The following is a 13,552-nucleotide window of genomic DNA, read 5'->3' as shown; positions in this document are numbered from 1 at the left end:
TTACAGTAACCCTGTCAAATCCCGTTAATGCTACCATCAATCCCGAAGGAGGAATAGGAGAAGTTATCATTACTGATACTTGGCAAAGCACTCTCACTCGCACCCTACCCAACAATGTCGAAAACCTCAGACTAATTGGCACTAATAATATTAATGGTACAGGTAACGCTGGTAACAATAATATCACTGGAAATAATGGTATTAATCAAATCAATGGAGGTGTGGGAATTGATACTTTAACCGGTGGTTTGGGTGCAGATATCTTCATCTTTCAATTTGGCCAATCTACCATATCAACAAGCGATCATATCACAGATTTTGCCATCAATAGTGATAAAATAGACTTATTAACTCAAGGTGGAACTGCCATGAGTGCGCCTAGTAGTTTCAGTCGTGCTGCTGATAGCACTGTCACCACTTTAGACAATTTAATCAATCAAGTATTTACTGATGCCAATGGAGCCACTACAGGTAATCAAGGATTAGGGGTTAATAGTGCCGCCTTAGTGCAGGTAACAACCGGTGCGATAGCTGGAACCTACCTCATTATTAATGATGGCACGGCTGGCTTCCAATCCAGCAATGATTTATTAATAAATATGACTGGATTTACCGGTACTTTACCAGCTTTAGGGAACATTCCGGTGGGTAATTTCTTTATCTAAGTGTCTAAGCTCTCCTTCTAAGTCACCTAGAAAACGGGTTTCTTCAAGAAACTATTTAGAAACCCGTTTTCTGGACTTTAAGAAAAAAAACGTTTCGCTGACAAACTCTATAAAGAACGTAGGTTGGTTTGAAACATGAAACCCAACGCCTGCTCATGTTAAGCTTTTCACTACTACTTATAGTTAATCATGTATTTCTGGCAATTTCGTGTTTATCAGCGTCCTTTGCTGCGTCCCCTACAAACCCATCACGGACTCTGGCAAATTAGGGAAGGAATTATTATTCGCTTAGAAGCGGAAGATGGACGTATTGGATGGGGAGAAATTGCTCCTTTACCTGAATTTGGTTCAGAAACATTATCGGCAGCAATATTATTCTGTCAAAGTCTCGAAAATCCCCTATCAATAAATTCAATTTTTTCTATTCCTGAACAATTTCCTGCTTGTCAATTTGCCTTTGAATCAGCTTTAGAAGATTTAAGTATCGAGAATAAATCAAGAGAATTAGAACCGAAAAATTATAGTTATTTATTACCCACCGGTGCGGCAGTATTTCCCTGTCTGGATGATATTTTAGCCGCTAATAAAACTAATACTTATAAATGGAAAATTGCGGTCAATTCTCTCAAGCAAGAGTTAACCTTATTTGAAAAATTAATTACCCGATTACCCAGAAACACTAAATTGCGTTTAGATGCCAATGGGGGATTAAGTATTGCTGAGAGTAAAATCTGGTTAAAAATTGCCGATGAATGTCAAATAATTGAATTTATCGAACAACCTTTACTCCCGTCTCAATGGTTAGAAATGTTGCAATTAAGTCAAGATTTTACCACAGGGATTGCTTTAGATGAATCGGTGGCCAATCTTCGACAAATAGAGGAATGTTATCAACGGGGATGGCGAGGAATTTTTGTGATTAAACCTGCTATTAATGGTTCAATACAAGGTTTAAGAAATCTCTGGGAAAAATATCCCTTAGATTTAGTATTTTCCTCGGTTTTAGAAACTAATATCGGCAGAAAAGCCGCTGTACGTCTAGCACAAGAATACCCCAAAAAGGAGCGAGCTTTAGGTTTTGGTGTGCAACAATGGTTTAATAATAGTGACCCCGATTGGTTAGAAAAACTGTGGACGACATCAGCAAACAATTAGCATATCTCAGTCAAAAAGATTGGTTATATGGATACAATAGCCAGAAATTTTATCAATTATATCAGTCCTATTCTCAGCAATTTATCGCCGCAGATAATCCTCGATTAACTATACTGCTTGCTGAAGGCAATCTCCTTAAATTCTTAGCGATATTCTTGGCTGCCGTCAGGTCAAAAAGTTGCCTATTTTTAGCTAATCCTGACTGGAAAACTAACGAATGGGAACAGGTTTTCTCTCTGGTGCAACCCGATTATATTTTTGGCGAAAATATCAAGGTTTTTAACTATAATTCTCCTCCTGTCAATCCTTTGACTAATTCTCTGATGATACCCACGGGAGGAACCTCGGGAAAAATTCGCTTTGCTATCCATAACTGGTTAACTTTAACTGCTTCTGTTAAAGGTTTCTCTGAATATTTTCAAGTCAAGCAGGTTAACTGTTTTTGCCTACTGCCTTTATATCATGTTAGTGGTTTAATGCAGTTTCTGAGAAGTTTTTTAACGGGGGGAGATTTTGCTGTTATTCCTTACCATAAAATCAAACAAAAGCGTGTAAATAATCTCAATCTTCAAGATTATTTTATCTCCTTAGTTCCCAGTCAATTACAATTTTTTCTAGAAAATGATCCTCGATGGTTAGCCAATTTTAAAACAGTTTTCCTAGGAGGTTCCCCTGCATGGCCATCTTTACTAGAAAAAGCTAGAGAATATAATATTTCTCTGTCTCCCACCTATGGAATGACGGAAACTGCCTCACAAATTGTCACCCTTAAACCAGAAGATTTTCGACAAGGAAATAATAGTAGTGGACAGCTATTACCCCATGCTCAGATAAAAATTAATCCCGATAACCAGAAAATTATTATTGAAGCGAAATCTTTATTTTTAGGCTATTATCCCCATCTTAATCAAGCAAGCTACTTCGAGACGGATGATTTAGGTTACTTGGATGAAAGTGGTTATTTATATATCATTGGTCGCGATAGTCAAAAAATAATTACCGGAGGAGAAAATGTTTATCCTTTTGAGGTAGAAACTGCCATTAGACACACTAATTTAGTTAAAGATGTGGTGGTTTTGGGATTGCCAGATTCTCGATGGGGACAGATAATTGTGGCTTTTTATGTCCCCGTTAACTCTCAGATAAACCAGACAATTATTCAATCCCAGATTAAGGATAAATTAGTCAATTATAAACTGCCGAAACATTGGATAAAATTACCAGAGATACCAAAAAGTCCCCAAGGCAAGATTAATCGAACCAATTTAATTAAATTAGCTGAAACTTTTTTGACACCGAGTCAAACCTTGGACTATAATTATAAGTAGCTGGTTATAATTAAATTAAAAATGGATTTTAGGTTCGATCCCCCCTGCCCCCCTTAATAAGGGGGGTGCCGATCCCCCCTTAGTCCCCCCTTAATAAGGGGGGTGCCGATCCCCCCTTAGTCCCCCCTTAATAAGGGGGGTGCCGATCCCCCCTTAGTCCCCCCTTAATAAGGGGGATGTCTGACAACTTTTAACACCTACCTACTTAGCAGTTATCTTAATGGTGAGTTATGAGGTTTTCCTTTTGGGGAGACTCTGAGACGATATAATCGGGTAAAATGGCTATGGGTGCTAATCCCAGCAGATTTAAATTAGGTTTATTTTCCAAAATTATAGTGACTGTTCCAACATCTGACCGTGTTCTTTAAGCCATTGCTTTGCCTGTTCCATAGTAGCAATTTGCGACCTGATAATCTGCCAAAATCGTGGAGTGTGGTTCGATTCAATCAGATGCGCTAACTCATGAACTACCACATAATCAATTACGAACATCGGGGCTTTGATCAATCGCCAGTTAAAGTTAACATTGTCTTGGGGTGTACAAGAACCCCAGCGATATTTGCTGTCGGTAATTTTAGCCTGATTAAACCTGACACCAAGCTTTTTAGCATAAAGGTTGACACGAGGAAGTATCTTCTCTTTTGCCTTCTGAATATACCAATCTTGAAAAATCTCGCCACCATTCTCTGTTAGTGCCTTTGGTACTCGAAAGCGATTGTTAATAAACTTTATCTCTGTCTGATCATCAACCAATTCTAAACGATAGTAGCGCCCTAAATAAAGAAGCGACTCGCCATTAACCAGTTCCTTACCCGGAGGATGAAGTGGGACTCGATACTTTTGCTCGTGGTGAATTTTTTCATAGAGCCACTGCTTGCGTGACTCTACTATTTGCTGGATCTTATCGGGATGAGTACCAGTAGGCGCTCTGACCACGATCGAGCGATCACGTTCCACGGTAATGGTCAGGGTCTTACGACTGGAAGAATAAATGATTTTATAGTCAAGTTTCATATTAAAAGTCGCTCAATTTTACTCGATTCAGCCTAAAAAATTCGGTCGTTATTTTTCTCTGCTATTTCCATCACCCGCGAGATAATCTGTTCTCGATTGTCCATAAGATTGGGAATTTGGTAAAAGTCGGGAGAGAGTAACACTTTTTGAATCTCTGCCTTAAGTTTCTTGCGAGCGGGAATGCTCTCCCAAAAGCTAGTTAATTGTAACTCCTGCTCAACAACGGTAAATACCTGTTGAGTGAGAGCGACCATCTGAGAAACCATATCGTCAGTTAATGCCGCTTCTCCAAAACACTCCCGTCTGAACATCCGAAAGAAGGGCAGCTGCTTTTTCCTGTCCAGTCCGTAGGTAGGCTCATTTTTTGCTTCTCTCGCCTTCTGGCGTAGTTTTTCCAGTTCTTGGTAAATCTTGTCCCAATTGTCTTTAAACTCCTCGAAGATGGCTCTCAGTGCTTCAGAAAAGGAGGCTTGCAGTTCGGGATCGTCCACCAGATCGATCTCGATATAGTGGCGGAGAGCGTGTTCGATTGCGGCGGCCTTTGTTTTGACTCGCTGGTGTTTCTGGACATGACTCTCAAAGTCCTTATCCAAGATCGAGATCGGTTTAACTTTCTCGTCGATTCCCCTTGATTGCAGATACTGGTCGGTCAGGGCCCGCAGCTTGGGTGGGATTCCCTTCATACTCAGGCGCTCGTCGCGGAAGTGCTTCCCCGCTAGTATATTCACTGCGGTGAGAGATTGGTAGTCTCTCATGTAGTTCAAGGCCTCCTTGGCGGGATAGACCAAGTTAAGGCTGCGGGTCAGCTTCTTGAAGGCCAGCATGAACTCGAATCGCACATCCTCATCATAGAAGAGGTCGAAAAAGGCATCTTGATCGTTCAGGTCGGTGAGTCCATGTTGCTTCAAGAGTGCAAGGATTTTGCGGTGGTCATCCTCAAGCTGACGGATCTCGTCCTCGGGAAAACTTAAGGTTTCCTCGACTTCTTGCTGCTCTCGCTCGTCGTAGTTATCAATGGCTCGCTTCAGGTGGTGGCCGATGCCTACATAGTCCACGACAAAGCCTTTATCCTTGTTCGCACCGCCGACTCGGTTGACACGGGCGATCGCCTGTAACAGGTTGTGGGCCTGGATGACCCTATCGAGATACATCACCTGCTCTACTGGGGCATCAAAGCCAGTCAGTAGCATATTATTGACGATGACAATGCCCACATCTCCAGTAATCCCCTCATCCCTTGCGTCAAAGGGCAGTTTAAAGCTTTTAATAGTAGTATCGTGGCGGGTGGAGTTGCTGTATTGCTTGAGGTGGGGTAGGTCGTTATGACTGCCGGAGATGACCACATCGGTCTTAAGTCGCTTCAGGCGATCGAGGTTAAGCCGGTGGGGATTCCCCTGCTCCAATTTGGCAATCTCCTCGGCCAGGGCAGCATCTAAATGCTCTTTGTACCGCACCGCCGCCTCCCGGGAAGTCGCCACCACCTGGGCCTTGTAGCCGTTGGGAAAGATGCACTGGAGATAGTGCTGCACCATATCCTTGGCTTTAGCGGCGATGGTGGGATGAGCTTCCAGGTAGGCATCCCGCGAACCATGGCCCAAAATCTGCAGCCGCTCTTGCAGGTTGTACTCACTGAAGACATCGGCAAAAGCCGCATCCATAGCTGTCTGATCAGACACCTCGGCGTTATGGGTGCGCCCGGTGTAAACAATTTCTAGGGTCACGCCGTCCTCGATGGACTGGCCCATGGTGTACTTGTCGATGTAGTCCCCGAAAACTTTCTCAGTTTTGTCGATGGGGGTGCCGGTGTAGCCAATACGGGAAGCGTAGGGGAGAGCTTTGTCGAGGTTTGTCCCCAGCAGGCTGTACTGAGAGCGGTGGGCCTCATCGGTCATCACCAGGATGTTGCTGCTCCGGTTTAGCTCCGGGAAGGTCTCCCGCAGTTCCCGCTCTTGGAATTTGTGGATCATGGCCATGACCAGATCCGAGGAGTCGCTGCGAAGTAGTTCCTTCAGTTTGGCGATGCTATTGGCGGGCTTAACGGTAAAGCCAACACTTTGGCCGGTCTCGGCGAGTTGCTGCTCTAGTTGGGTGCGATCGGTGATAAATACCACTTTCCACTGGGAAAGGTTGTTATGGCGGTACATGGCCCGCACCATAAACATCATGGTAAGGGACTTACCTGACCCCTGGGTATGCCAGATGATGCCGCTGCGCTCCCGGGGGGTTTTGCCCTCTAGGAGACGCTCCACGGCTTTCTTGACGGCACGAAACTGCTGATAACGCCCGACGATTTTGATGGTTTCTCCCTTGTTGTTGATGGAGAAAAGGGTGAAGTTGCGAATAATCTCTAGGAGGTTATCGGGGGCAAACATTCCCGCCACCAGTCGCTGCTGGTCATTGGGGGAGCTAATGCCGTGTTCTAGTTCTTCTAGGGTGCGGGGATAGGGGTCAGCCCAACGGAAGAAGTATTTTTCGGTGTGGGTGGTAATAGTGCCAAATTTTGCCTGATTGCGGCAGGTAGCTACGACAAACTGGTTATAGAAAAAGAGGGGGACATTTCCCTCGCCCTTAGCGCCGCGCTGTTCGCTGTAGCGGAGGAGTTGCTCGATCGCCTCGGCAATGGGTTCTTTGACTTTGGGAGATTTACATTCAATGACCACCACTGGCAGCCCATTGAGAAAGAGGACAATATCGGGGATGATGTGGTTTTCTGTGCCTAGAATCCGCACCTTAAACTGGCAAACGGCGATAAAGCGGTTGTTAGTTGGGTGGTCAAAGTCGATAAACCTGACGGTGGGGCTTTTTTCGCCTGTTTTACGGTTCTCTGAGACGCTGGTATTCTCCTGAAGCAGTTTAAAGACGTGGCGGTTATTTTCCAGTAAGTTGGTGCTGGGGAAGTTGGCGGTGAGTTGTTTGATGGCTTCTTCTATTTGGTCGGTTTCTAGCCAGGGGTTGATGATTGTAAGCTGTTCTCGCAGCACTGGCAGCATCACCACCTCGGTAAAGCTTTCTCTAAAAGTATCCTGTGGTTTTTGTTTTGTCTCTAAATCCAATATTTCCCAATCTAAACCGTACAGTTGGTCAAGTAAGGGCTTTTCGACCCCGTTGCGCTCATCGAGTTTGATAGGTTGAGGTGTTTTGTTCATGACCAGATAACCTTTATTTAACTGTATTTATGAGGTTTTTCGTCTTTGGAAACCAACGCTGCTTTGTGTACTAATACTAAATCCGTTGAGTAACGCACAGAAAACGGGTTTCTCGGAGAAATCCGTTTTCTACTCATCAAATGTCACGCTTCCTTTGAGGGGATTGATATCAGTGGTTTCGACGGGTAATATCTTCTCTGCATTATCCAACAAGATAACGCGGATCTGTTTACCTTCCCATTCAGAAGAATATTCGGCGGGAATGGTGACTATGCCGTTTTTTAGGATGGTTTTAAATTCGATCGCTTGCATGGTAAATCTATGGGCAAGGGAGTTATGTTTAGTTTAGCGAATCGTCTGATATCGAGATCATGGGATATAGATCGCCTGAGCAGTTTGGTGACTTGGCGAGGTCAATCAGGGCGTTACGATATTTTTTGATGCCGCGCCGAGCGATTTCCATTTTTTTGGCAAAGTCTGGGTATATGTTTAAGTTTTTGTGATTTGTGGGTGTTTGCTCTGGTTGCATAGGTTTGACCGATGAATCAATTTGCTGCTGTTTTTTGGTTGAGGAGGTCGATAACTCGAACTTTGCCTGTTAGCAGGTCTTGCATAAGTCCGGTTTTGAGAGAGCGGAGTTTATTTAGGCTCTTTTTTTGCTTCTCAAACAAATCATTAATATTATCAAGAATAGAGATAATTTTTACTTGCTCTTTAAGGCTTGGCAAAGTGATCAGTATTGATTCACATCCATTTTTGTTAAGGTATTTAATTGTGGTTTGGGTGGCCATATTATCTATACGATTACCAGAAGCATTTATTTGTGCAATTAACCACTCTGGTAAAATACTTTGATCACAAATAAAACCATGCAGTTGCTGATTTGCAACTGCATCACATTCAGTAATTGTTGCAATGCCGAACTCTCCAACACAACTCATAAGCACGGTACCTTTTGGCATTAGTCTAGCATTAGCAACTTTGATTGCATTTAATGATAAGGAAAGACCACTTTTTGGTAGGTCAAGATACATTCCCTCTATATCTGGAATTGTAATCCACGGAACACCTCCACCATCTAAGTCTGGTTTATCTCGTCCCGGAACTAAACTTTTTGTTACTTGTCCAGTAGTTACAACCTCCCACTCAACCGGAATTCTCCCAAGCGGTGAATCCTTAAATTCATGGGTTTCTTCACTGCGAATATTGCCGTTTTCATCAATTCCTTTGGTGAGCAAGTCCTGCATTAGTCCGGTTTTGATGCGCTGCTGCTTGGCAATTAGGGCTTCGGTTTGCTCAATCGCGCGGTCTATTGTTGAGAGGATGGTGGCAATTTGGGTTTGTTCTTTAATTGGGGGCGTTAAAATTTCAACTGACTCAATTGCTCCAATAGGAAGCCCAAAGCGTGTAGAACCACTAGCATGAAGAGCAAAATAATTAGCTACTCGTGAAGTTGAAAGATATTTAGAGAGAAAGATAGAATCAATTTTTTCATTGTCAGGTCGAATTAGTGCCAGATGATAACCACAAACTAAGTTATCTATTTGCTCATGTATAACGGTGGGAATACCAATATCATCAGGAGTTTCTGAGTCTTTGGTAATAATTACATCTCCAATATTTAAACCAAATCGCTCAATTTCTGCATCGTTTGCAGAACCTTCCATAAACTGAATTGATCCATCAATATATTCATTTGTGTAAACGTCCATGTAGTTGCAAAGCTTTACAGGTCGTTCGCTAGGATAAATTTTTTTGTCAACATTACTAACTCGTATATCAGCAAGATCACGAAGTTTTTTTACATCCCAATTTTTCATCACGCCAAATACCTCAACTTACTCAAAAACTCATTTAACTGTCCTAAAGTCTGCTCTCGCTGGGCCTCCATTTCCTGACTTGATACCGCATACTTATCCCAAAGATTCTCAACCTTAGCGACAAGTCCCCGCTTTTCCCCATTCAAGTAACGATTAAGCTGCTCCGATACCCAATCATAGAGCTTTTTTAGAATCAATTTTTTCGCTTCTTCATCCCTTAACTGTCCTCCTATTTCAGTCAGTAATCCCTCAGGATAAGATAATTTAATCTCCAAGGCTTTCTTATCCTTATTAAGCGCGTTAATCTTGGCCTTTTCTTCCTTTTTACTGGCATTTAACCCCATAAGCTGATTTTGTACCTGCTCAAGTAATTCAACAGTTTCAGCCTTAAATTCCTCATCACCAACCCGTTTTAAGCGCAGCTTTAACTCAAGCTGACTCTGCTGTTCCTTAAGCGTATTCTTAAGTAACTTGATCCGGTTCTCAATGTCAGTAATAACATTGTATTCTTGTTGGTAATATTGGCGCTCTCTGGCTGCTGAATCGCCCTGGGATTGCTTCAGGTCATCTATCAACTCTTTAAGCCCTTTCTTAATCGATGCGGCGCTAACAGTTTCTTCCTCTTCTGGTTCATAATTCGCCACCTCTTGCGCTGATTCTACCGCTTCGCTTAACTCCCCTTGGACTGCACTAATCTTACTTTCTAGTTCCTCAATTGCCGCCTCTTCCGCCTGAAAAAATGCCGCTAATAAATACTGATCAGGGATAAGAGTATGATGCCAGCCAGTGTTAATAATAGTCTTTAAATCATAGCGAATCTGCTGCCACCAGTTAACAAACACCCCCGCCGATTTAAACTCATCTAAAACCCCTAAAGGAATCAGCTGCTGTTTAAGGCTACTCAGTAATTGCTGCCGCACTTGGGGCATAATATTATTTCCCTCCAACTTGGCAAAATCATCCCGCGCTTCTCGCCACCAATTTTTAAGCGTAGTATAGTGGTCGCTTATCCTTGCTTGTAAATCGGGATTAGCTTCCAGATTCTCTTTAATAGCGGCTTTCGTGGCAATTTCTGGGCAAAAACTAGCATAGCCGGGGCGTAGGGGTCTAAATAGGGTATTTGTATTGATGCCAAACTTAGCAAAAGTATCCTGTTGTGCGGCAATTTCAGCCTGCGGAATACCCCCGATCAAGTGAGCTTTTACATCCTCCGGTTCCGGGTCTGGCGTATTATCCACATAGCGGCGAATATTAAGATTAAAGTCGTGTTTTTCGACAATTTCCGACTTATCTACCAAGCGGCTATATTTGGGATATTCTCGCTTGTGGGTAAAGACATAATCGATCTTTTCAATGTCTTCGGGGCGCAATTTATTCTGGTTCTTTCCCTCAGCATATTCTCGATCCGCATTAATAAAAAGGATTTTATCGCCTAATTCCTCGGGTTTATTTTTATTCACCACCAACACACAGGCCGGGATACCCGTGCCATAAAATAACCCCGGGGGCAAACTAATAATCGCCTCAATTAGATCATCCTCAATTAAGATCTCTCGAATCAGCTTCTCTTTCCCCCCCCGAAATAGCACCCCATGGGGCATGATAGTGGCCATGTGGCCGTCGGGTTTAAGACTGGCAATCATGTGCTGGACAAACATCAGATCCGCCTTTTTCCCCTTTTCCGGGCAGAATTCGCGAAAGCGGTTGGTAAACTTGAGATTAGCCCGGCTGTAATCCTGGGAAAAGGGCGGATTAGCGAGAACTCGGTCAAACTTGCGAATCTGTCCGTTTTCTAAAATGAGCGGATCTTCGAGAGTATCCCCGTTTTCAATGGTGAAGCGGGTGACGTTGTGGAGGATCATATTCATATTACAAATTGACCAGACTGTACCGTTAGAATCCTGTCCGTAGAGTGCTAGATTCTGGGGGTTTTGCCCCTGTTCCTCCACATATTGATAGGACTGGATAAGGAAACCGCCCGACCCCACGGTAGGGTCATAGATAGTATGGCCCGCTTGGGGTTTGACCAACTGTACCAACAGCCGCACCACCTCGGCCGGCGTGTAAAATTCTCCCCCTTTCTTCCCGGCACTATCGGCAAAGTATTTGATTAGGTACTCGTAGGCTGCACCCAATAGGTCGGGAAACTCAAAATTATCGTTGACCAGCACAAATTGGGGCTGATTGAAATGATCTAGTAAATCCTTCCATTTGTGGTCAGGTATCTTGGTTTTGCCCTTGGTAGCATTAAAATCGATGTTATTCTTCAGCACTCCCGCCAAGGCATCGTTAGCATCCTCTACCGCCGCTAATGCCTTATTGAGCATATTGCCGATGTCCTGCTTAAGGTGTTTGAGCGGCGGGACTTCCTGGCCGTTTTCGTCGCGCCAGGATTGATGCCAGCGAGCGCGAGGAGGTACGAAAAATGTTTCTCCATAGGAGGTTTCGCCTTCTAGGAGTTCGGCCAGCAGCAACGGGTCTGGGATGTGTGCATATTGTTTCTTGAGTTGCGCTTGCTTGCGCTCAAACTCGTCTGACAAGCGTTTGAGGAACAACATCCCAAAGATAAATTCTTTGAACTCGGAAGCGTCCATTTTACCGCGAAGAATGTCCGCCGCCTTAAATAGAAAGCCTTCGAGTTGACTGAGAGTGATCTTTTCTTGTTTCATCGTTAGTTACCTTAAATGTTCACCAGTTTAAGTGGGTGGGTGGAATTAAATTGAAAATGGATTTTAGGTTCGATCCCCCCTGCCCCCCTTGATAAGGGGGGTGCCGATAGGCGGGGGGATCCCCCTTGATAAGGGGGGTGTCTGACAACTTTTAACACCTATCTACTTATCTTGCTAAAGATTGACCGCTCAGGCAATAATGGGAAGGTTTATCATGCCCATTAAAGAATGCTCAACGCTTTTATTTGGCTACCGATTATAGGGGCGATACTGATTGCCTACACGCCTCTAGAGGCGAAAAAAGTGCGAGGATTAGCTCTAACTCTTGCTGTCGTTCTCTTACTGCTTAATATTCTCCTTGGCTGGCAATTTGACCCTAGTAACCCGCAAATGCAGTTCACGGTTAACCTGCCTTGGATTAATTTCCTCGGTTTCAATTATGCCCTCGGTGTTGATGGATTGTCATTCTCATTACTTTTTCTTAACAGCATCTTGACAATAATTGCTCTTTATGCTAGTGGCACAGAGGTTAACCGACCGAAATTTTACTATTCTCTGCTCTTGTTACTCAATGCCGGAGTAGCGGGGGCCTTTCTAGCGCAGGATTTACTGCTATTTTTCCTATTTTACGAATTAGAAATCGTCCCGCTTTACTTTCTCATTGCCATTTGGGGGGGTCAAAGACGCGGTTATGCGGGCATGAAATTTTTATTATACACGGCAATTTCAGGCTTTTTAGTGCTAATCTCTTTCCTTGGCTTAGTTTGGCTAACTGGTGCTAATAATTTCGCCTATAACCCCCTTTTATCGAATAATTTAGACGTTAAAACCCAATTACTGCTCCTCATCCCCCTTCTGATTGGATTAGCCATCAAAATCCCGATTTTTCCCTTTCATACTTGGCTACCGGATGCCCACGTCGAAGCATCTACCCCCGTTTCTGTGCTTTTAGCGGGAATATTACTCAAATTAGGAACCTATGGACTGCTGCGCTTTGGAGTCGGTTTATTTCTTGATGCTTGGGTGACTCTCGCCCCTTGGTTAGCAACAATAGCAGCTATCAGCGCCCTCTACGGGGCCAGTTGCGCTATTGCCCAAAAGGATATGAAAAAAGTAGTCGCCTATTCTTCCATTTCCCACATGGCCTATATTTTACTAGCGGCGGCGGCCACCACCAGATTAAGCATCACTGCGGCGATTTTGCAGATGATTAGTCACGGTTTAATTTCCGCTTTGTTATTTTTGTTGGTGGGAGTAGTGTATAAAAAAACCGGCAGCCGGGATGTGGATTATCTACGCGGTTTATTAAATCCAGAAAGAGGTTTACCAATCACGGGAATGTTAGTGATTTTAGCGGCTATGGCCAGCGCTGGCATCCCCGGAATGGTGGGATTTATCGCCGAATTTTTGGTCTTTCGTGGCAGTTTCCCGATTTTTCCGATACAAACGCTCTTATGTTTGGTTGCTAGTGGTTTAACCGCAGTGTATTTTCTCCTGATGATTAATCGGGTTTTCTTTGGTCGTTTAACCCCTGAATTATCGCGCATTCCTCGCAGTACCTGGCCCGAAAGATTTCCCGAAATTGCTTTGGCTTTATTTATTATTGTTTTGGGATTACAACCGAGTTGGATGATTCACTGGAGTGAAAACCAAGCATCAGTGTTATTAACCGGCACGGCAATCAGTCAAAGGCAATCATAGAAAGCTTTTTCGGAATTGTTAAAACCTAGACCGAAACTAACTTGTGGATAGGAG

8 protein-coding genes and 1 pseudogene are annotated in these 13,552 nt (G+C 43.7%); 4 read left to right on the top strand and 5 right to left on the bottom strand.

What is annotated here, in order from left to right:
- From PN470_RS13345 to PN470_RS13335, 3 genes and pseudogenes are all read left to right on the top strand, one after another.
- Window positions 1–665, top strand: a 665-nt coding sequence (locus tag PN470_RS13345) for a bluetail domain-containing putative surface protein (RefSeq protein WP_334310442.1), incomplete at its 5' end; no start/stop codon positions are given.
- 189 nt (window positions 666–854) lie between these two features.
- Window positions 855–1,820 (top strand): o-succinylbenzoate synthase, encoded by a 966-nt coding sequence (locus PN470_RS13340; RefSeq protein ID WP_272104667.1) that lies wholly within the window; start codon window positions 855–857, stop codon window positions 1,818–1,820.
- Window positions 1,796–3,138 (top strand): annotated as a pseudogene (locus tag PN470_RS13335) (2-succinylbenzoate--CoA ligase). The gene PN470_RS13340 and the pseudogene PN470_RS13335 overlap by 25 nt, the downstream one beginning before the upstream one ends.
- 340 nt (window positions 3,139–3,478) lie before the next feature.
- Here the strand turns inward: PN470_RS13335 and PN470_RS13330 are convergent.
- The 5 genes from PN470_RS13330 to PN470_RS13310 form a co-directional block, all read right to left on the bottom strand.
- Window positions 3,479–4,162 carry a M48 family metallopeptidase gene (locus PN470_RS13330; RefSeq protein ID WP_046660768.1) on the bottom strand — a complete coding sequence of 228 codons (684 nt, stop codon included), beginning with the start codon at window positions 4,160–4,162 and terminating at the stop codon, window positions 3,479–3,481.
- 32 nt (window positions 4,163–4,194) lie between these two features.
- Window positions 4,195–7,308 (bottom strand): type I restriction endonuclease subunit R, encoded by a 3,114-nt coding sequence (locus PN470_RS13325; protein WP_272104665.1) that lies wholly within the window; start codon window positions 7,306–7,308, stop codon window positions 4,195–4,197.
- Window positions 7,309–7,437: 129 nt separating this feature from the next.
- Window positions 7,438–7,620, bottom strand: a complete 183-nt coding sequence (locus PN470_RS13320; RefSeq protein WP_016516247.1) for a hypothetical protein — start codon at window positions 7,618–7,620, stop codon at window positions 7,438–7,440.
- Window positions 7,621–7,853: 233 nt separating this feature from the next.
- Window positions 7,854–9,128, bottom strand: a complete 1,275-nt coding sequence (locus PN470_RS13315) for a restriction endonuclease subunit S (protein ID WP_272104668.1) — start codon at window positions 9,126–9,128, stop codon at window positions 7,854–7,856.
- Window positions 9,128–11,797 (bottom strand): type I restriction-modification system subunit M, encoded by a 2,670-nt coding sequence (locus PN470_RS13310; protein ID WP_272104664.1) that lies wholly within the window; start codon window positions 11,795–11,797, stop codon window positions 9,128–9,130. Before PN470_RS13310 ends, PN470_RS13315 begins: the two co-directional genes overlap by 1 nt.
- 228 nt (window positions 11,798–12,025) lie before the next feature.
- Between PN470_RS13310 and PN470_RS13305 the strand changes: the two genes are divergently transcribed.
- Entirely contained in the window at window positions 12,026–13,498 is a 1,473-nt protein-coding gene (locus PN470_RS13305; RefSeq protein ID WP_272104663.1) for an NADH-quinone oxidoreductase subunit M, read from the top strand.
- Window positions 13,499–13,552: the final 54 nt, after the last annotated feature.

Source organism: Microcystis sp. CS-574 (assembly GCF_028329095.1).
Taxonomy (GTDB): Bacteria; Cyanobacteriota; Cyanobacteriia; order Cyanobacteriales; family Microcystaceae; genus Microcystis; species Microcystis ichthyoblabe_A.
This window is presented reverse-complemented; position numbering and strand designations above follow the sequence as displayed.

Bases quoted from the DNA above. Each gene is read 5' to 3' on its own strand.
- PN470_RS13340 (WP_272104667.1), top strand. From the start codon at position 855: ATGTATTTCTGGCAATTTCGTGTTTATCAGCGTCCTTTGCTGCGTCCC.
- PN470_RS13330 (WP_046660768.1), bottom strand. From the start codon at position 4,162: ATGAAACTTGACTATAAAATCATTTATTCTTCCAGTCGTAAGACCCTG.
- PN470_RS13325 (WP_272104665.1), bottom strand. From the start codon at position 7,308: ATGAACAAAACACCTCAACCTATCAAACTCGATGAGCGCAACGGGGTC.
- PN470_RS13320 (WP_016516247.1), bottom strand. From the start codon at position 7,620: ATGCAAGCGATCGAATTTAAAACCATCCTAAAAAACGGCATAGTCACC.
- PN470_RS13315 (WP_272104668.1), bottom strand. From the start codon at position 9,128: ATGAAAAATTGGGATGTAAAAAAACTTCGTGATCTTGCTGATATACGA.
- PN470_RS13310 (WP_272104664.1), bottom strand. From the start codon at position 11,797: ATGAAACAAGAAAAGATCACTCTCAGTCAACTCGAAGGCTTTCTATTT.
- PN470_RS13305 (WP_272104663.1), top strand. From the start codon at position 12,026: ATGCTCAACGCTTTTATTTGGCTACCGATTATAGGGGCGATACTGATT.